The sequence below is a fragment of the Alienimonas chondri genome, from assembly GCF_013036045.1.
Taxonomy (GTDB): domain Bacteria; phylum Planctomycetota; class Planctomycetia; order Planctomycetales; family Planctomycetaceae; genus Alienimonas; species Alienimonas chondri.
This window is the reverse complement of record NZ_WTPX01000009.1, coordinates 44313-63119: the sequence shown is the minus strand read 5'-3', so window position 1 is coordinate 63119 and position 18807 is coordinate 44313. Positions and strand designations below refer to the sequence as shown.

Here is an 18807-nt window from a genome sequence, read left to right as displayed (position 1 = left end):
CGTTGCGGGCGGGCGGGAACGCAGTCGATGCGGCGGTCGCGACGAGCCTCGCGCTCTCGGTCGTGCGGCCCTACTCCTGCGGGTTGGGCGGCGGAGGGTTTCTCGTCTTCTATGACGCGGCCGCGGGCGAGTGCCGGGCGCTGGACTACCGAGAGGTCGCCCCCGCCGCGGCGACCCGCGACATGTTCCTCGACGATCCCGCGTCCAGCCGTCGCGGCGGAAAGGCGGTCGCGACGCCCGGGACCGTCGCCGGTCTGTGTTTCGCTCAACGCGAGTGGGGCGTCCTCGACCGGGCGGTCGTGTTCGCCCCCGCGATCCGCCTGGCCCGTGAGGGCGTACCGCTGGACGACCATGACCGCGTCCGACGTTTGAAGTTCCTGGCGGAATTCGAAGCCGACCCGGCGCTGAAAACAAAGTTCGCAGCCTTCTGGAGTCAGTACCTGTTCAGCGGCGAGTTGCCCGGGGCAGGGGAGCCGGTTCCCTCGCCTCAACTCGCTCTGTTGGAACGGATCGCCGCGGAGGGGCCGGCGGCGTTCTACCAAGGCTCGAATGCGGAGGCGCTGGTGCGAACCGTCCGGGAGGCGGGCGGGGTGATGACGGAGGCGGACCTCGCCGCCTACCGACCGCGACCGGTCGAACCGATCGCGGGGACCTTCGACGGTATGTCGCTGTACGTCATGCCGCCGCCTTCGTCGGGCGGTGTGGCGATGCTCGAAACTCTGAATCTGATTGCTGCGCGAGAGCGAATCGCCGGCCGCGTGGCCCTCGACTCTCCCGCCGGTCGGCATCGGTTGGTCGAGGCGCTGAAGCACAGCTTTGCGGATCGGGCGGCGTACCTCGGCGATCCGTACTTCGCCGCCCGGGCCGGCTCTCCGATTCCGACCGCGCGGCTGATCTCGCCGGCCTACGCGGATTCGTTGGCCGTGAAGATCGACCCGACGCGCACGTTCCCTCCGGCCTACTACGGCCGCGTGGCGCCGGTCCGCGACGGCGGAACGAGTCACCTGTCGGTGATCGACGCCGCCGGCAACGCCGTCGCCTGTACGGAAACGATCAATCTTGAGTTCGGCAGTCTGGTGGTGACCGAAGCCGGCGTGGTGTTGAACGACGAGATGGACGATTTCGCCGCCGTACCCGGCGAGCCGAACGCCTTCGGCCTGATTCAGTCGGAGGCGAATGCGGTCGGCCCGGGGCGGGTGCCGTTGTCGAGTATGTCGCCGACGATCGGCGTGCGGGACGGCCGAGCCGTCTTGGCCGCGGGGGCCAGCGGCGGGCCGCGGATTATCTCCGCCACGTTGCAGGTCGTGTTGAACCGGGTGCGCGGCGGGATGTCGCCTGCGGAGGCCGTCGCCGCGCCGCGGTTGCATCATCAATGGGTGCCCGATCGCGTAGACGTCGAGCCGGCGATGTATGGCGCCGTTCGCCGGGATCTCGAACCGTTGGGCCACGAACTGCGGGAGAGAGCCGGACTCGGCGTCGCGCAGATTGCGGTTCGGAACGCCGACGGCACGCTCTCCGCCGCCGCGGATCCGCGCAAGGGCGGGGGGGCGGACGGTTTGTAACGCGATCGGAATGTGAGCCGAACGCGACCTTCGCTCCCGACGAATCGTGCCACGAGCCCTGAAACGGGGCTATAGTGACCGCAAGCACCCCCGTGCCGGCGAGCCGCCGACGCGGTTCGTTACGCGAGTCCGATAAGGTGGTGAGGCGATGGCCGATCCCGACGCCCCCCCCGACGAACATGCCGAAGCCGCTTCCTCCATGGAGGGCGACGGGCGGAAGACCGTCGACGGATTCGACCTGGTGGAGAAGGTCGCCTCCGGCGGCGCCACGGTCATCTGGGAAGCCCTGGAGCGGGCCACCGGTCAAACGCACGCAATCAAGCTGCTTCAACCGAACCTGATCAAAGACAGAGATCAGATCGCCACGCTGAAGCACGAGCAGAAGGTCGGCTCGTCCATGAATCACCCCTGCGTGATTCACACCGGCGGCTTCGTCAAAACGAAGACGAACGTGTATTTGGTGATGGAGTTGTTTAAGTACCCGAACCTCAAGGCGGCGCTGAAAAATAACTCGGCGGAGGTGCGGGCGAACGCGCAGAAGATCGTCGAGGGCGTCTGTCAGGGGCTGTCCCACATCCATGAGAAGGGCTGGCTGCACCTGGATCTGAAGCCGGACAACCTGCTGATTACGCCCACTGGCGAAGTGCGGGTGATCGATTTCTCGCTGAGCGAAAAGCCAGCCGGCGGACTGGCGGCGTTGTTCGGCGGCGGAGCGACGATCCGCGGAACCCGGACGTATATCGCGCCGGAGACGATTCTCAAAAAGCCGAAGACCACGGCCACGGACATCTACAGCCTGGGCGTGACGTTCTTCGAAATGCTGTCCGGAAGGCCGCCGTTCGCCGGCAACGACCCGGCTCATATGCTGCGGCAGCACATCAAAGAGGCGGTCCCGCCGGCGAGCGGCTTCAACGACAACCTCACTGCGGAGGCGGACAAGCTGTTGGATCGGATGCTGGCCAAGAAGCCGAAAGACCGGCCGCAGTCGCCGACGGAGGTCTTCGCGGAGTTCCGTACCGCGACGCTCTTCAAGAAAGACCCGCACGAATTACTGCGCGAGCAGCGACGGCGGGAAGAAGAACAGGAGTTGGAGGGCGCGTCGCTGCTGGACAGCCGGGCGGACGCGGTCCGTACGTTGAAGGGGATCAAGGCTCCCGCGAAGCCCGTCAAGAAGCAACGCCGCCGTGCGGACGTGGGCGGCGAAGCCAAGAAGGCCGCTGCTCGCAAGGCGGAGAAAGAGGCCTCGCAGCCGCAGGCTCCGCCGCCCGGGATGCCGCAGGGCTATCCGCCCGGCTATCCGCCGCCGGGGTACTATCCGCAGCCGCAGTTCGCTCCGCAGCCGCAGTTCGCTCCGCAGCCCGGCGGGCAGGGACAACCGCCTCCGGGACAGTATCCGCCCGTGCAATACCCCCCGCCGCAGTATCAGCCGCCGCAGTACCAGCAGCCGCCGCCGTCCGCTTCGCCGTCGAACGCTCAACCGGCAGCGGCGCCGCCCCCGCAACCCCCGCCGCAATCCGGCGCGCCGGGGAACGCCCCGCCGCGGCCGCCGGAGGGAAAAACCGCGCCGGCTGGCTCGCAGGTGCAGGTGCCCGGTCTGACCCGTCCGACGGACGCTCAGCATGCCAGCCAGAAAGAGACGAAGGACGAGGACCTGCCCCTGATGACCGAACTCCCGGAAATCATCTAGCGGACAGCGTCCCCGGCGGTCTTCATGGCAAGGCCGACGCCGAGGCCGGGCGTCGGGCTGGGCGATTCGCGGACGCTCTCGTAGACTCAACGGCCCCGCGAAAAGCGGGTTCCCGTTCCGTCCGGTCGCGTGATGCCTGCTGCCCCCCTGTTGCCGTTCGAGCGGCCGATCCGTCAGCTCGAAGAAAAGCTCGCCGCGCTCGAAGCCGATCCGGATCCGTCGAGCCACCTCCGCGACGCCGTCCGCGCATTGCGGCGGGAGATTCGCGAGAAAACGCGCGAGGTGTTCGAAAACCTCGACGCCGCTCAGACCGTCAAGGTGGCCCGCCACGCGGAGCGGCCCCAGACGCGCGATTACATTGAACTCGTGTTTGATGAATTCGTCGAACTGCACGGCGACCGGGCCTTCGGCGACGACCGGGCGATCCTCACCGGCTTCGCCAAGCTGGACGGCCAGCGCGTGCTGCTCGTCGGTCAGCAAAAGGGGCGGACGCTGAAGGAGCGGACCGAATGCTACTACGGCTGCGCCCACCCGGAGGGGTACCGCAAAGCCTTGGAGAAGATGCGGCTGGCGGAGAAGTTCGGTCTCCCGGTCGTCTGCCTGATCGACACCCCAGGCGCCTATCCGGGCGTCGGAGCCGAAGAACGCGGTCAGAGCTACGCGATCGCATTGAACCTTCGCGAGATGGCCCGGCTGAAGACGCCGATCGTGTGCTGCGTCATCGGCGAGGGCGGCAGCGGCGGCGCCTTGGGTATCGGCATCGGCGATCACGTCGCGGTCATGCAGTTCGCCTACTACTCGGTCATCAGCCCGGAAGGCTGCGCGGGCATCCTGTACCGGACCGAGGGCGGGGCGACTCCCGCGAACGTCGATCGGGCAGCCAACGCCCTGAAGTTCACCAGCGACCATCTGCTGGAGTTCGGGATCATCGAAGAGGTCGTCGAGGAGCCGCCCGGCGGCGCCCATCGCGACCACCGGGCCGCGGCCGGGGCGCTGAAGGAATCGCTCGGTCGCGCGGTCCGCGAACTCTCCGGACTCTCGCCGGACGAACTGTTGGCTCACCGCTACGAGCGGTTCCGCAGGATCGGCCAGTTCGAGGAAGCCGTCGCCGCGGAGATTGCGGGGGACGCGTCGGCCGAGGACGCCACGACGGCTTCCTCCACCTGATCCATTCTCCCCTCGGGGGAATGCCAGTAACGTCCGATAATGCCCGTTATGTCAAACTGGGCCTGATTCTGACCCTTCAGGCGTAGGACTTGGTGGGTTCGACCCAACGGGCGGCGACGTTCGTCGGGACGGTTCCCCGCCGGCTCTCGCTCACCGGAGCGACGTCGACGCTCCCGGCCGCGCGGTGCGTGCGGTGAGACGTCGGGTGATCCGCTCGCGGAGCGTCGTCGACTTGGTCGTCGTCGGATCCGGGTCCGGGCCGGCGGCCGGCCCGCGGAGATCGGCGAGCCAGTCTTGGAGGACGTCCAGCGCCGCATCTTCCGGCACCGGTCCGAGGGCCCGGGCGGACTGACTGCGGATCATCGCCTGCACGTCCTCGTCGCGGTTGTAGATCGCGGCGATCTCCGCGATCAGCTCTTGCCGCGACGGTCGGGCGACGGCGGCCGGATCGGCGGCGGGCCGGGTCGGGTCGCCGCCGAGGAAGTCGTCGAGCCGCACGCCCAGCCCGTCTTCCACCCGGCGCCGGGCGGCGCCGGTCGCCGCCTCGGTGAGCGAATCGGTCAGGTTGCGGCGGGTCTCTTCGGGCACGTCATTCATCATGTCTCGGGCTAGGCCCCCGGCTTCGTCTCTCAGCCGGTCCGTGTTCAAGGAGCCGTCTCGGAACCAATCAGCCCGTTCCCCGGAATCGGCTCCCGGTTGTGCCCCGAAGTCGTCTCCGCCGAAGCGTGAGTCACCGAAGGCTCCGTCGCCGCTGATCGGCGTGCCGGAGACGCGATCGCCGCTCGGACGCGAACCCCAGCCAAATGGATCGCCCCCGAAGCCGTCGCCCGCCTGAGACGAGTCATTCCCCGCGATCGGGCCACGATCATCGAACTCGCCGCCGAAGTCGTCGCCGAATCCGCCGAATCCGCCGAATCCGTCATCGGACGGATCGCCTTCGCCGAAAATGTCGTCCAGATCCTCGCTGCCCTCCGCGAGGTGCGAGCCGTGAAACTCGTCCTCGAAGCCCTGGAACTCATCCAGATACGGCTTGAGCACCTTGCCCAGTTCCTCCGGGAACACCGGCGAGAGTTTGTCCATCACGACCGCCGCGGCGTGCCCGCTGTGCGATGCGAGCACGGACGGCCGGGCGGTTTCCGAAAGCGTCACCGCGAAAAACGTCACGATCACGGCGATGCCGGCGCCTTTGATCAGCCCGAACAGACCGCCGAGGTGCCGGTCGTAGTCTTCGAACTTCGCCTTCTCCAGTCCGTTCTGCAGCCCCCGCGCGACGGCGAAGCAGACGAAGGAGCACGCCACGTAAAGCAGCAGCATCGAGACCCACCGGTTCAGCGGCGGATCGATTTTCAAGTAGGGCGCGATCGCTAAGGACGCGGTCTCCGCGAACACGAAGCAAAGCACCACCGCGGCGATCGCGGCGAGTTGCCACAGGAACCCCTTCCGTGCGCCCCGCACCATGCAGAACAGGAGAATGGCGGCGACAACGAGGTCGAACCACATGGCGAAGGGCCCTTCCTTGGAGAACGGGGCGGACGGAACGGCGTGCGCAGCCCCGATCCTCCGGGGCGAATCGGCCCAAGCTATCGAATTGTCCGGACCGCCGGGAAGGGCGATTCGGTCGCGACTGTTTCGGGAGAAATCCGGACGCCGCTCAGAACTGCTTGCGGCTATCGACCAGCAGCGTGACCGGGCCGTCGTTCGTCAGCGAAACCGCCATCGTCGCCCGGAACACCCCCGTGGCGACGAATAGCCCTTCGGCCCGCAGTCGTTCGCAGAACGCTTGGTACAGGCGATCGGCCTCGCCCGGTTCGGCAGCGGTTTTGAAGCTGGGGCGTCGCCCCGTGCGGCAGTCGCCCAGCAGCGTGAACTGACTGACCACCAGCACGCCGGCCGGCGGTTGAGCGTCGTCGGCCGCTCGGTCTCGTACCAACTCCGTGACGGACCGGTTCATTTTGCCCTCGGCGTCCTTGAAGATCCGCAGGCCCGCGACCTTCGCCGCGAGCCACTTCAGATCGGCCTCCCCGTCTCCCTCTTCCACGCCTAACAGCACTAGCAAGCCGCGGCCGATCTCCCCCACGACGGTCCCCTCGACCGTCACGGACGCGTCCGAAACTCGCTGCACCACGGCGCGCATCACTCAGCCTCCGGCTTCGAAAATCGGTCGGGGGCGAACCCGTCCAGCGAGATTGCGGGGGCGTTCCCCTCGATGAGATCTGCGAGGATCGCGGCAGTGCCGGGGCTTTGTTGGAGACCGTCGCGGAAGTGGCCGGCGGCGAGGAGAAGTCGGTTGTAAGGTTCCCCGTCAGCTTGGGGAACGCGACCGAGCAGCGGGTTGCCGTCGGGCGTTCCGGGACGCAGACCCGCCCAACACCGTTCGACGGTCGCCTCCTCCAGAACCGGCGCGAGCGTGCGGGCGAAGTCGAGCAATTCGGCGAGGCCGCCCGCGGTGGTCGTCGCATGAAAGCCGGCCTCCTCCTGCGTCGCGCCGACGATCAGCCGACCGTCGGTCCGCGGGACGAGGTATCTCCGTCCGCATTCGATCGTCGCCGAGAACAGTCCCGGTCGCGTGCGCAGCAGCGCGATTTGTCCGCGGACGGGACGAACCGGGGCTGCGAATCCGGCGTCTGCCAGCAGGCCGCCGGTCCACGCTCCGCCGCAGATCAGAACCGCTCCGGCGTCGATTCGCTCCCCCGTCTCGGTCGTGACGCCGACGATGCGTCCGCCCGATCGCCGCAGCGATCGGACCGGCACGCCTTCGCGAACCTCCACCATTCCGTGGCCCGCCCCGCGTAAAGCCCGCAGCAAGCGGGGATTGCGAACCTGCCCGGCGGCCGGCACGCGGATGAGTTCGGACACGTCTCGCGACAGCCCGGGAGCATGCAGGCGCCCGTCGTCCGGCCTCAATCGTGCCGCACGAACGCCGACCTGCTGCAAAGACGTGACGTAGGCTTCGGCCTCCTGCCCCGACGCAAACTCCCCGCCGAGATTTGGGTGCGAGACGTGCAGCGAGCCGCGACGTGAATAGCCGATCTCGACGCTGGTTTCCTCTCGCAAAGCCGCGGCCCAATCGTCCCAGCGAGCGTGGGACAGCGCCCGCAGGCGATCTCGCGGGGTGACGGCGAGTTCCAGCGACGCCGGCGGCAGCATGCCGGCGCCCGCCCAACTCGCCGGCCCGGTCTGGGCGCCGACCTCGCCGCGTTCCAAGACCGTGACAGAGCGGCCGCGTCGACCGAGTTCGACCCCGCAGCTGAGTCCGATCACGCCCCCGCCGACGATCAACACATCGGGCGCGGGCATGGACGGGGCGAAACGAAGCGGGGCGGCGGGAGAACCAGTATAGGTTCCCCCCCCGCCCCGTTCTTGTCCAAGGAACGCCAGTCGGCCACGACGGACGACCGTCCGTCGATCGGCCCCGACTACCGCCCGCGCGCCGCCGCGACGAGGCGGGCCGCCAATTGAGCCGGGGTCGCGCCGTAAACCTGCAACAACGCCGCCGCTCCGCCGTCGCCGCGGTTGCGGTTCCCGCGTCGCATGGCGTTCATCATCATCGCCGGTTCCTCCGCGGGAGCGGAGGCGGCCATCACGTTGAGCAACTGGCCGAGCTTCTTGTCGCCGCCGTTTTTCCGCAGGACGGAGACCATTGCGGCGCCGACGGCCGGCATCTCTTCCGGAGCGAAGGTGCCGGGCATGAGCAGTTCGTCCGGCTTCGAGAGCCGCGACAAGGCGCCCGGCAGCCGATCGGACATCGCCCGCAAGGCGGGATTCTGCGAATCCACGTCGAACGCGATCGCGGGGCCGAGGCCCGCAGACAACCAGGCAGGCACGTCCCCGCCCCGCCCCGCCATCGCGGCTTCGGATAGCCCGAAGATCACGTTCGCCCGCATGCCCGGATCGGACTGCGTCGCGTCGTCCCGCAGGTCCTGCAGCGCGATGTAGGCGTCGCTGCCGTCGTCGGGGACCGTGGCGTCGGCGGTCACGCTGGCCGGCACCTCGAACAAACCGCTGGCGGCGGCGTGGAACTCCTGATAGTCGAAGCGGCTTTTCATCACGAACACGGTCAGCGGTCCGCGCCCGCCGAGGCCGTCCTCGCCGGCCAGCGGTTCGAGGCGTTCGGCGTCCTTCTTGATCCAATCCGCGATCTGGTTGAGCCGGGCCTCGTCCACGTTGCCGATCAGGATCAACCCCCCGGTGACGGGGGAGGCGGAATCGGGAACCTGAACGACCGTCGGCGTCGAACGGCGCAACGCCTTCTTGAACAGTTCGTTCGCTCGTTCGAGTCGAGCGGCGGCGAGTTCGCCGTCGCTCATCTTCGCCATCGCTGCCCGGGCAAGCTGCGCTGCAGTGGGCACGAGCGACCGCATCGGGGCGCTCGGATTGCCCTTGTCCAGCTTGGCTCCGGCGACGGCCCAATCACGGGCGTTGGTCCATTGGCTGCGTTTGATGCGGGCGTTGCCCGGGGGCATCTTCGGCTGCTCGATTTGCCCCATCAGGCGGATCATGCGACCGCCCTCGGGGTCGTCGGTGTCGACGTAGCCGCTGTCCATCAGCTCCTGATAGCTGTTCATCTCAAACCCGCCGCGGGCCTGCCCGTTCATGTGGCAGCGGCCGCACATGTTCACCAGCGTGGGGGCGACGTCTTTGGAGAAGGTGATCCCCCCCGCCCCGCTGTCGCCCGTGTCCATCGCGCCGCCGGCCATGGCGTTTCCGCCGGCCATATTCCCGTTCATGGCGGGGCCGTCCACCGGCATGTCGTCCATTTCGGGATGAGGTTCATCTTCGACGGGGGCGGCTCCCGGGGCCAGCGCGGTGCGAGCTTCGGCGAGATCTTCCTCGATGAGTCCCGCGTAGCGGTCGCCTTCCAGGCCGCCGGTCGCCTCTTTGAGCTTGGCGAAGCGGGCCTCCACCTCGGCCAGCATCGCCTTCGCATCTTCGGTCTCGCCGCGACGCAGCAACCCGCCCAGTCGGACCGCATCTCGCTTCAACCCGACGAGTTCGACCCGTTGCTCACGCGTCAACTCGCCCTGAGCGGCCACCGGAGCGGGCGAGAGAGCCATCGCTGCGACGACGCTGAGGACGGCGACGGCCGTGAGGAGACGGGGACGGGGCGGGCGCATCGGCGGGGTCATAGAAGAGGTGGACGGGCGGTGCGGCGGGACGAGTGTACCCGGTCCGGGGACCGCGAGGTTCGCCACGATCCCGGCCGGTCTCGCTAGAATCGGTCGATGCCCGCCGTTCAATCCCCCCCGCTCTCCCCCGAACTCGCCGCGAAGCGCGATCGGTTGCTCGACGTGCTGCGTGGAATGGGACGTGCGGCGGTCGCGTTTAGCGGCGGGGTGGACAGCGCCGTCGTCGCGAAAGCGGCCGCATTGGCCTGCGGAGAGAACGCGGTCGCCGTCACCGCCGACAGCCCCAGCCTCGCGGCCGGGGAGTTAGACACGGCGACGGAGGTCGCGACGGCGATCGGCATCCGGCATCGCGTGCTCAAGACGAACGAGTTCGCCTCGCCGGACTACCTTGCGAACGCCTCCGACCGCTGCTTTCACTGCAAAAGCGAACTCTACGACCGACTCGGCGATCTGTTGCCGGAGTTAGGCGTGGACGCGGTGGTCAACGGCGCCAACGCCGACGACGCCGGCGACCACCGCCCCGGCATGCGGGCCGCCAGCAACCGGGGCGTCCGCAGTCCGCTGTTGGAGTGCGGCTTCACCAAAGCCGACGTGCGGGCGTTGGCCCAAGCTTGGAACCTGCCGGTGTGGGACAAGCCGGCGAGTCCCTGCCTGAGCAGCCGGATCGCCTACGGCGTGCCGGTGACGGAGGAACGCGTCCGCCGCGTCGACGCCGCGGAAGTCTGGCTCAAAGCGACGTTCGACTTGCGGGAGTGCCGCGTCCGCTGCGAGGCGAACGAACTGGCCCGCGTTGAAGTCCCCCGCCCCGCCCTGCCCCGCGTCTGCGGCGAAGCGGCGGCGGTCAGCGAGGAACTCAAGCGACTGGGCTTCCGCTACGTGACCCTCGATTTGGAGGGGTTTCGTAGCGGGAGCCTCAACTCACCACTGCGGCTGAATCCTCTTCGACTGGGAGTAACAACTGGGAGCCAAACCTAGCCTGTGGGAGTTCAGCTTTTCGGGCTTTATCCGCTGCTGCCAAGACTAACAGTTCCAAGCTGTTAAGTTCCGCTCGACTCCCGCCGGTCTCTTTGAAATCCAATAGATTTGGACACGGAAGCGACACATTGAACTCCTTGCGCCCGGTGTGGTTACGAATCCGGAAGACACAGTTGGACGACTCGATCCCAACCTCTAGCGAGCGGTCGTCACCGAGGTCGCTCAAGTAGATGTCGGGGTGTCCTGTCGACATCCAAATCGCGCTGCCGCGACGAGTATTCTCAAGAATTTCTTCGACGCGACTGCCTAGTTGAGCCAGATCTGATGCTCGGTTAGCCCGCCCAGAGATGTAATCGTACTCAGTGCTAAGTTTCATTTTCGACCCTCAAGGACCGTTCCGCGATTGCCGTGAGTTCGCCAGCTAAGAGTTGAATCTTACCTGTTGCGTTGCGCAATTGCTGAAGTTGTACGGCTCGTGGCGGCTTTCGACCGACGATTGTAGCTACCTCTGTGACCGCTGTAAGTTCTTCCAGCAGTTGTCGGCAACAGATGTGAGCATCGACTTCCACAACCGCATCGAGTGAAACGGGCTTCATTCTCGCAATCGTGAAAAGCAACCTGTTTGCTAGGGTCGCAACAGCTTCACATTCACCTCGTGTAGCTGCTCGATTTAGCTCGTCGAGGTCTAACCTGAGGGACTCTAGCTTTCCGAGCGAGTTGAGCCTGCGGGTCCGTGACGCTGCACGCCTCGCTTGGTCTCGCGCAGAGCGAGCGAATAGGACCGCTGCGAGCGAGAGCCCTGCCCCAATGCATGTGACTGCGATGCCTGCCCACTGCCAAAACGCAGGCGGATTCTGCCACAGCCAGTTCATTTGGTCTCCCCGACCGCGCTAACGCCCGGGACCGGGTAGTTGCGGGTGAACTCCGTCACGGCTTCGTGGGTGCGTTTGATCAGAGCTTCGTCTTCTGGGTTGGCGAGCACTTCGAGCACCCACGCGGCGACGCGTTTCATCTCGTCCTGCTTCATGCCGCGGGTGGTGAGGGCGGCGGTGCCGAAGCGAATGCCGCTGGGGTCCATCGGCTTGCGGGGGTCGAACGGGATCATGTTCTTGTTGACCGTCACGCCGGCGGCGTCGAGGGCCTTCTCCGCGATCTTGCCGGTGGTGCCCACGGCGGTGACGTCGCAGAGCAACAGGTGGTTGTCCGTGCCGCCGCTGACCAGGGTGACGCCGCCCGCGGCCAGCGCCTCGCCGAGCGCCTGGGCGTTGTCGAGCACCTGCTGGGCGTACTGCTTGAACTCCGGCTGCAACGCTTCGCGGAAGCAAACGGCCTTCCCCGCGACCGCGTGCATCAGCGGGCCGCCCTGCGAGCCGGGGAACACTTGCCGGTCGATCGCTTTCGCCAACTCTTCCCGACAGAGGATCACCCCGCTGCGGGGGCCGCGGAGCGTCTTGTGGGTCGTGCTGGTGACCACGTCCGCCACATTCACGGGATCGTCGTGCAGTTTCGCGGCGACGAGGCCGCTGTAGTGGGCCATGTCGACCAGCAGCTTCGCGCCGACCTCCTCGGCGATCTCGGCGAAGCGGGCGTGCTCGATCTCCCGCGGGTAGGCGCTGGCGCCGGCGACGATCATCTTCGGCTTGTGCTCCTTCGCCAGAGCCGCGACCTGATCGAAGTCGATCCGGTGATCGCTCTGCCGGACGCCGTAGTGGACGGGCTTGAAGAACTGGCCGCTGACGTTCAGGTGCATGCCGTGCGTCAGGTGCCCGCCGTGGGCGAGGTCCATGGCGAGGAACGTCTCGCCCGGCTTGAGGATCGCACTGAAGGCGGCGAAGTTCGCCTGGCTGCCGGCGTGCGGCTGGACGTTGGCGTGCTCCGCCCCGAACAGTTCCTTCGCCCGGTCGCGGGCGAGGTTCTCGATCTGGTCGACGTACTCGCATCCGCCGTAGTAGCGGCGGCCGGGGTAGCCCTCGGCGTACTTGTTCGTCAGGCAGGTGCCCTGGGCCTCCATCACGGCGGCGCTGGTGTAGTTCTCGCTGGCGATCAGTTCGAGGCCGTCGGTCTGGCGACCCCGCTCGCGCTCGATCGCGGCGAAGACGTCGGGATCGGCTTGCGACAGACCGGCGGTCTGCAGGCCGGAGGCGGGGGCGGACGAGGCGGACGAAGACATCACGAGGCCGGTGGGGGAGCGCGCGGGGCGAAGGAGGCTCCTAAACTACCGCAGAGAATTGCCGCCCGACACGCGGCCGCCTGCCACATCCGTTCCCCGCCCCGACCCGCAGACTCGTGCCCGCGGAATCGCTCCCATCTGCCGAATCGCTGGAAGCCGTCGGCGACGATTCGTCGGAGGACGCCGTCGACCCGCCGTCGACCGAACCCGCCGATCCGCCGCCGCTCGCCGGGGAGACGATCGCCTTCACCGGCACATTGGCGAGCATGACGCACGCCGCAGCGGCACGGCTGGTCGCGGACCTCGGGGGGACGTTCACAGAGCGCCTCACTCGAAGCACGACGCTGCTGGTGGTGGGCGAGGAGGGCTGGCCGCTGGCCGACGACGGCGCCCCGACCGTGAAGTTCCGCCACGCGGCGGAGTGGAATCGCACCGGCGAGGCGACCGTGCGGGTGCTCGCCGAGAGCGATTGGCTGCGGGCCGCGGGACTCAGCGCCCCGCTCGACGCGGATCTCTCCGCGGGCGTGCGACGCCTCTACACGCCGGCGATGCTGTCCGGCCTGTTGGACGTGACGCCCGGCCGCATCCGCCGCTGGGCGCGAGACGGATTGATTCGGCCGGTGAAGACGGTGCACCGGTTGCCGTACTTCGACTTCGCCGAGGTCGCCCGCACCCGAACGCTGGCGAAGCTGTTAGCCGCGGGCGTGTCCCGTTCGGAGTTGGAAGCCGGGTTGGCGTCCCTGACGGAGGTCTTCGGCGAGGACGCGATCGCCGCGGGACGGCTCGAATTGCTCGCTCACGATGGGCGTCTGCTGGTCCGGGACGACGCGGGACTGCGTGAACCGGCGAGCGGGCAGCGGGTGTTGGAGTTCGCTGCGGACGCCTCGCTCGAACCCGCGTCCCCGGAAGGCGAGCCGCCCTCCCCCGCCCTGCTCCGCCTGCCGGATGCGGACGGCGAACGGCCCGAGCGTCGCACCGCCGCCCAGTGGCTCCGGCTCGGCATCGAGCGGTTGGACGCCGACGACCCCGCCGCCGCGGAGCCGGCGCTGCGAGCCTGTCTGGCGAAGGAACCGGCGCATCCCGAGGCTCACTTTCACCTCGCCGACGCCCTGTTTCGCACCGGCCGTCCCGACGCCGCGGCAGAACGCTACCGAGCGGCGACAGAGCATGACCCGCGCTACCTCGAAGCCTGGGTGCAACTCGGCTGCGTGCGGGCGAGCGGCGGCGAGCATCGCTCCGCGAGCAAGGCGTTCCGCACGGCACTGGCGATCCACGGCGACCTGCCCGAAGCTCACTTTCATCTCGCCGAGAGCCTGCACACGCTGGGCGACGAGGGCGCGCAGGAGCACTATCGAGCCTATCTCGTTCACGACGACCGCGGCCCATGGGCGCAGCTGGCCCGGACCCGGCTGGGCCTGCCGAACGACGTGCGCTAGCCGCTGAGGCCGAGCCCGAGGTCTTCGTAAATCGCCGCGTTGATCGCCCGATTGCGACGCTGGTGCTTCGGCTCCCCGCACATCCCGTTGGTCGCCCAGGCGACGACGAGTTCGTGCTCCGGATCGCAGAAGGCCATCGACGACTGGCTCCCCCCGTGCCCAAACGTCCGAGGCGAGCAGTGCGGCCCGAACCCGTACGGCACGGTGTCCGCCCCGTAGCGGTTTGAATCGATGATCACCCCGAGGCCGAAGTCGACCGTGTGCTGGAACGTCCGGTCACGGACTCCGACGCGATGAGGCGTGACGAGCAGTTCGGCGGCGGCCTGCGGAAAGGACTCGCCCAGCCCTCGCATCGCGTCGAGCAGATCGAGGTAGAACCGGCCGAGGTCCGCGGCGGTTCCGCGGAGCGACGAACCGGGCGAGTCGCGGGTGAGGTGGACGTCGTCCTGATGCTCCGTCTCGACGAGCTCCCGTCCGGCACGGCGGTACATCGGGGCGAGCGTCGGGCGTACTTCATCCACTCGATGCTCGCCGACGCTCCACCATCCGTAAAACCCGCTCCGGATGACGCGCTGAAGCGTGATCGTCTCATTGAAGCCGGCTCGTTCGTGCATCGCGTCCGTCGCCGGTTCGTTCTCCCACAGACGCAGCAGTTCGCCGAGGATGAACCACGACGACTTCGGGTGATAGCCCGCGGTCTCGCCCACGATCCACCCGTCCGCCAACGGGGCCTCGCAGACCCTGCGGATCGATTCCTCCCAGGAGACGTTCGGGTAGCCGGGATCGGCGTCGGGAAACCCGCCCGTGTGGGTGAGGAGATGCTGAATCGTCACGTCCCCCTTCCCGCCCGCTGCAAACGCCGCCAAGTATTTGGCGACAGGATCGTCCAGGCGGGGGCCGGCTTCGTCACTTCGCGTGCACCAATCGACGACCGCTGCCGCGGTGATCGGCTTGCCGCTGGACAGCCAGAGCATGAGGTGCTTCGGCTTCAGCGGCTCCCCGGGCCGAGCCTCGCCTGCGGCGCGGTCGCAGATCAGGTCTCCGCGATGCGACACGAACAGCTGGGCGCCGTGGTGCAGACCGTCGGCGCGGCCCTGTTCGAGGACGGCGCGGGTCTGGGGGAGGGCGTCGAGGCTCATGGTTCGATCGTAACGCAGAGGCTCCGCGGAGCCTCTGCGTTACGCGGCACGGGTTACGCAGTACGAATCGAAACGCTCGCCGCGTGAGCGGTGAGGGCTTCCTTCTCCGCCAAACGGACGACGTCGTCCGCGGCGTCGCCCAGCGCCGCTTCGTCGTAGCGGATCACGCTGCTGCGCTTGAGGAAGTCGTTCACGCAGAGCCCGTTGGCGAAGCGGGCCGTGCCGCCGGTGGGCAAGACGTGGCTGGGGCCGGCGTAGTAATCGCCCAGGGCCACCGGGGTGTGATGGCCGAGGAAAATCGCCCCGGCGTTCGTGATCTTTTCGGCCAACCGTTCCGGATCGCTGGTCTGAATGTGCAGGTGCTCCGTGGCGAGTTCGTCCGTCAGTTCGCACGCCTCCGCCTCGTCGCGGGCCAGCATGGACGCCCCGTAGGCGTCGAGGCTGGGCCGGATCAGGTCCGCCCGGCTGAGCGTCGCGAGTTGCGTTTCGATCGCTTCCTCCACCGCCGCGATCAGCGGTTCGTGCCACGTGACGAGCACGGCGCTGCCGGGGCTGTGCTCCGCCTGGGCGATCAGATCTGCGGCGATGAAGGCGGGATTTGCCGTCTCGTCTGCCAGCACGATTACCTCGCTGGGGCCGGCGATCGAATCGATGCCGACCGTGCCGAACGCCCGCCGCTTGGCCAACGCCACGAACAGATTGCCCGGGCCGCAAATGAAATCGACTGGCTTCATCCCCTCCCCTGCCCCGTAGGCCAGCGCCGCGACGCCCTGGGCGCCGCCGGTGCGGTAGACCTCGGTGACGCCGATCGCTTTGCAGGTGGCAAGCAGGTCCGCGTTGTAGCCGCCGAAGGCGGTGGGCGGGACGGAGACGGCGATCTCCGGCACGCCGGCGACCTGCGCGGGGACGGCGGTCATCAGTAGCGTCGAGGGGTACGCCGCCGCCCCGCCGGGCACGCACAGGCCGACCCGCTTCATCGGGACATATCGCTGCACCAGATGCACCGAGCCGCCGCCGGGCGTGTCGCGGCGGACGGGAACGTCGCGGTGTCGGATCGCGGTCTGAAACTCACGGACGTTCTCCGCCGCGCGTCGGATCGCCTCGAGGAACGCCGGGTCCGCGGCGGCTTCGGCCTCGGCAAACTCCTCTTCGCTCACTCGGACTGTCTGCGGGGTGAGGTCCTTCCCGTCAAGTCGGCGGGTGTAGTCGAGGACCGCGTCGATTCCGTCCCGCCGCACGTCGTCGCAGATGCGGTCGACCACCAGCTTCGGCGAGAGCGGCTCGCCGAACAGTTCGATCGTTTTCGCCCGGCCGGCCTCCGAGACCACGTCGCCGTCCACGCCCAGCGTGTCCCGCAAGGCGTTCAGGGCGGCTCGCCAGTCGTCGGTTCGAGTGTCGATCGTGCGCATGTCCCTATCCTAACGCGGAGGCTCCGCGGAGCCTCCGCGTTACAGTGCAATCAACATGATCGATCTCCGCAGCGACACCGTCACCAAACCGACGCCCGGGATGTACCGGGCGATGTGCGAGGCGGAAGTCGGCGACGACATGGCCGGCGAAGACCCGACGGTCAACGCCCTCGAAGCGGAAATCGCGGACTTGCAGGGGAAGGAGGCGGCGCTCTTCTGTCTGTCCGGCACGATGAGCAACCAACTCGGCGTGCGGCTGCATGCCCGGCCGGGGGACGAGGTGTTGATCCACGAAACGGGCCACATCGCCAACTACGAGGGCGGCGCCGCGGCGGCTCTCTCCGGGATCTCCTGCCGCACGGTGCCCGGCGAGGGCGGCATGCCCGGGGTCGACGACTTCACTCCGCACGTGCACGCGGACGCGGTCTACCTCTCCCGGACCGCGGCGATCTGCCTGGAGAACACCGCCAATATGGCCGGCGGCCGAGTTTGGCCGCTCGAACGGCTGAGAGAAGTTTCGAGTTGGGCGTGGGATCGCGGCTTGAAGGTGCATCTGGACGGCGCCCGATTCTTCAACGCGGTGGTCGCCGGGGGCGGCACGCCGCGGGAGATCGCGGCGTGCTGCGACACGGTGTCGATCTGCTTCAGCAAGGGGCTTGGCTGCCCGATGGGGTCGATTCTGGCCGGCAGCGAAGCGGAGATGCATGCGGCCCGTCGCGCCCGCAAACTGTTCGGCGGCGCCTGCCGGCAGGCGGGCGTGATCGCCGCGACCGCCCGCTATGCGCTGGAACATCACGTCGATCGCCTCGCAGAGGATCACGTCCATGCCCTCGCCTTTTGGAACCGTGTTTCGACAGTGGAGGGCGTGAGCGGATCGGCCCCGGAAACGAACTTGGTGTTCTTCACACTCGCTCCGCAGCTTCCCTCGCCCCGCGAAATATGCGAACGGCTCCGGGAGCGGGGCGTCCTGATGGAGCCGGCCGGACCAAACCGCGTGCGGGCCTGCACGCATCTGGACGTCTCCGCAGAGCAAGCCTTGAGCGCGGCGGACGCCGTCGTGGCCGTGTTGAACGGTCGGTGAGAGGCAGACCGACTCGACCGCCCGTTGCCGGGGGCGCCAGGGGGGCCGTACACTGACCGGCTGCCCTGCCCCCGGGAGACGCTGCGCGATGGAGCCGAACCCTGACCCCGATCCGCCGCCCTCCCCGCCGCGTGCGGAGACCGACGGGGCGGCCGGCGACCGAACGGACGCAAGCGGCGACGCTTCGACCGCCGATGATCGCTCTTCCGGCGACGCCAAGTCCGTCCGGGCGGCTCGGTTGGAGTTGATCCGCGAGCAGATCGCCGCCGGCGCCTACGATACACCGGACCGCCTCGACGCCGCCCTCGACGGGTTGTTGGCGGACCTCCTCGACTGAACCCGCCCGCCCCACGGCTTTTCGTTTGTCGCACCTCGGCCCAGATTCGGAATCGCGCTCGTCGGACGGCTCCCGGCCCCGCGACGGCTCCGCAGACGACGCGGCGCCCAACCCCCGCGGGCGAACCGACCTGCCGCCGGTGCCGGTGGCGGTTTCGCCGACAGAAAAGTTCCGCGAGTTCCTCGTTACGCGAAACCAACGCCTCACCCCGGAACGCCGGATCACGGTGGAGGAAGTGTTCGCTGATCATGAGCACTTCGACGTGGAAACCCTCGCCGAACGCCTCGCCGCTAAGAGCGACGGCCGGCGGGTCAGTCGCTCCAGCGTCTATCGGCACGTCGCCGCGATGGAGGAGGCGGGGTTGATTCGCAAGATCGCCCGTCAGGACGACCGCGACCTCTACGAGCACGCGTACGGCTACCCGCACCACGATCACCTGATCTGCCGGGAGACGGGCGAATTGATCGAGTTCCGCAGCCCGGAACTGGACGCCATCCTGGAACGCGTCGCCGCGGAACATGGATTCCGCGTCGAAGGCCATCGACTGGAGGTCTACGGCCTCTCCCGCGAGGCCCGCAAGCCGCGGCGGCGTCGCCACAGCAAGCTGGATCGCGTGTGACCGGCCCCCGCCGCGTTCGTGGAACGCTGCGGCCCGATCGCCCGTCCCTTGCGGTTTCGCGTCGGACGATCAGAGTACCCGGAGTGTTCGCCCCTCAAG

General features: G+C 68.1%; 15 protein-coding genes. 8 read left to right on the top strand and 7 right to left on the bottom strand.

From position 1 onward, the window contains the following. From ggt to LzC2_RS02785, 3 genes are all read left to right on the top strand, one after another. Nucleotides 1-1562 (top strand): gamma-glutamyltransferase (ggt, locus tag LzC2_RS02795; protein WP_171183511.1); only part of this gene is annotated, 1562 nt, incomplete at its 5' end. Nucleotides 1563-1710: 148 nt separating this feature from the next. After that, nucleotides 1711-3249 carry a serine/threonine protein kinase gene (locus LzC2_RS02790; protein WP_171183509.1) on the top strand — a complete coding sequence of 513 codons (1539 nt, stop codon included), beginning with the start codon at nt 1711-1713 and terminating at the stop codon, nt 3247-3249. 132 nt (nt 3250-3381) lie between these two features. Continuing rightward, complete coding sequence (locus tag LzC2_RS02785; RefSeq protein WP_171183507.1) at nt 3382-4416, top strand: acetyl-CoA carboxylase carboxyltransferase subunit alpha; 1035 nt, start codon at nt 3382-3384, stop codon at nt 4414-4416. Between the two features lie 150 nt (nt 4417-4566). On the opposite strand, the gene LzC2_RS02780 is transcribed toward LzC2_RS02785, so the two are convergent. The 4 genes from LzC2_RS02780 to LzC2_RS02765 form a co-directional block, all read right to left on the bottom strand. Beyond that, on the bottom strand, nt 4567-5916 hold the full coding sequence (locus LzC2_RS02780) for a CvpA family protein (protein WP_171183505.1): 1350 nt from the start codon (nt 5914-5916) through the stop codon (nt 4567-4569). Nucleotides 5917-6067: 151 nt separating this feature from the next. Further along, nucleotides 6068-6550: a D-aminoacyl-tRNA deacylase gene (gene dtd / locus LzC2_RS02775; protein WP_171183520.1), complete on the bottom strand. Its 483-nt coding sequence runs from the start codon at nt 6548-6550 to the stop codon at nt 6068-6070. Next, nucleotides 6550-7713 (bottom strand): NAD(P)/FAD-dependent oxidoreductase, encoded by a 1164-nt coding sequence (locus LzC2_RS02770; RefSeq protein ID WP_171183503.1) that lies wholly within the window; start codon nt 7711-7713, stop codon nt 6550-6552. Before LzC2_RS02770 ends, dtd begins: the two co-directional genes overlap by 1 nt. Before the next feature lie 119 nt (nt 7714-7832). Beyond that, a complete protein-coding gene (locus LzC2_RS02765) occupies nt 7833-9530 on the bottom strand; it encodes a translin family protein (RefSeq protein ID WP_171183501.1) in 1698 nt (565 codons plus the stop codon). Nucleotides 9531-9638: 108 nt separating this feature from the next. Here LzC2_RS02765 and larE point away from each other — a divergent pair, with 108 nt between their 5' ends. Then, nucleotides 9639-10517 (top strand): ATP-dependent sacrificial sulfur transferase LarE, encoded by an 879-nt coding sequence (gene larE / locus LzC2_RS02760; protein WP_171183499.1) that lies wholly within the window; start codon nt 9639-9641, stop codon nt 10515-10517. Nucleotides 10518-11385: 868 nt separating this feature from the next. Here larE and LzC2_RS02750 read toward each other — a convergent pair. Beyond that, the gene (locus LzC2_RS02750) at nt 11386-12687 is read right to left on the bottom strand and encodes a serine hydroxymethyltransferase (RefSeq protein ID WP_171183495.1); all 1302 of its coding nucleotides are present in this window, start codon (nt 12685-12687) and stop codon (nt 11386-11388) included. A 116-nt stretch (nt 12688-12803) separates the two neighbouring features. On the opposite strand from LzC2_RS02750, the gene LzC2_RS02745 reads away from it, so the two are divergent. Continuing rightward, entirely contained in the window at nt 12804-14123 is a 1320-nt protein-coding gene (locus LzC2_RS02745; protein ID WP_171183493.1) for a tetratricopeptide repeat protein, read from the top strand. Here the strand turns inward: LzC2_RS02745 and LzC2_RS02740 are convergent. Beyond that, nucleotides 14120-15262: a serine hydrolase domain-containing protein gene (locus LzC2_RS02740; protein WP_171183491.1), complete on the bottom strand. Its 1143-nt coding sequence runs from the start codon at nt 15260-15262 to the stop codon at nt 14120-14122. The genes LzC2_RS02745 and LzC2_RS02740 overlap by 4 nt on opposite strands. A gap of 53 nt (nt 15263-15315) precedes the next feature. Continuing rightward, nucleotides 15316-16671, bottom strand: a complete 1356-nt coding sequence (gene hisD, locus LzC2_RS02735; protein WP_171183489.1) for a histidinol dehydrogenase — start codon at nt 16669-16671, stop codon at nt 15316-15318. A gap of 55 nt (nt 16672-16726) precedes the next feature. On the opposite strand from hisD, the gene LzC2_RS02730 reads away from it, so the two are divergent. From LzC2_RS02730 to LzC2_RS02720, 3 genes are all read left to right on the top strand, one after another. Continuing rightward, on the top strand, nt 16727-17752 hold the full coding sequence (locus LzC2_RS02730) for a threonine aldolase family protein (RefSeq protein WP_171183487.1): 1026 nt from the start codon (nt 16727-16729) through the stop codon (nt 17750-17752). Between the two features lie 88 nt (nt 17753-17840). Then, nucleotides 17841-18089, top strand: coding sequence for a hypothetical protein (locus LzC2_RS02725; protein WP_171183485.1), 249 nt, complete (start codon nt 17841-17843; stop codon nt 18087-18089). Between the two features lie 25 nt (nt 18090-18114). After that, a complete protein-coding gene (locus tag LzC2_RS02720; RefSeq protein ID WP_246254685.1) occupies nt 18115-18708 on the top strand; it encodes a Fur family transcriptional regulator in 594 nt (197 codons plus the stop codon). Nucleotides 18709-18807: the final 99 nt, after the last annotated feature.

What these genes read in the sequence shown, in the direction of transcription:
- LzC2_RS02750 (WP_171183495.1), bottom strand. Translation starts at nt 12,687, where the DNA reads ATGTCTTCGTCCGCCTCGTCCGCCCCCGCCTCCGGCCTGCAGACCGCC.
- LzC2_RS02765 (WP_171183501.1), bottom strand. Translation starts at nt 9,530, where the DNA reads ATGCGCCCGCCCCGTCCCCGTCTCCTCACGGCCGTCGCCGTCCTCAGC.
- dtd (WP_171183520.1), bottom strand. Translation starts at nt 6,550, where the DNA reads ATGCGCGCCGTGGTGCAGCGAGTTTCGGACGCGTCCGTGACGGTCGAG.
- LzC2_RS02770 (WP_171183503.1), bottom strand. Translation starts at nt 7,713, where the DNA reads ATGCCCGCGCCCGATGTGTTGATCGTCGGCGGGGGCGTGATCGGACTC.
- LzC2_RS02790 (WP_171183509.1), top strand. Translation starts at nt 1,711, where the DNA reads ATGGCCGATCCCGACGCCCCCCCCGACGAACATGCCGAAGCCGCTTCC.
- LzC2_RS02730 (WP_171183487.1), top strand. Translation starts at nt 16,727, where the DNA reads ATGATCGATCTCCGCAGCGACACCGTCACCAAACCGACGCCCGGGATG.
- LzC2_RS02725 (WP_171183485.1), top strand. Translation starts at nt 17,841, where the DNA reads ATGGAGCCGAACCCTGACCCCGATCCGCCGCCCTCCCCGCCGCGTGCG.
- hisD (WP_171183489.1), bottom strand. Translation starts at nt 16,671, where the DNA reads ATGCGCACGATCGACACTCGAACCGACGACTGGCGAGCCGCCCTGAAC.
- LzC2_RS02780 (WP_171183505.1), bottom strand. Translation starts at nt 5,916, where the DNA reads ATGTGGTTCGACCTCGTTGTCGCCGCCATTCTCCTGTTCTGCATGGTG.
- LzC2_RS02740 (WP_171183491.1), bottom strand. Translation starts at nt 15,262, where the DNA reads ATGAGCCTCGACGCCCTCCCCCAGACCCGCGCCGTCCTCGAACAGGGC.
- LzC2_RS02785 (WP_171183507.1), top strand. Translation starts at nt 3,382, where the DNA reads ATGCCTGCTGCCCCCCTGTTGCCGTTCGAGCGGCCGATCCGTCAGCTC.
- larE (WP_171183499.1), top strand. Translation starts at nt 9,639, where the DNA reads ATGCCCGCCGTTCAATCCCCCCCGCTCTCCCCCGAACTCGCCGCGAAG.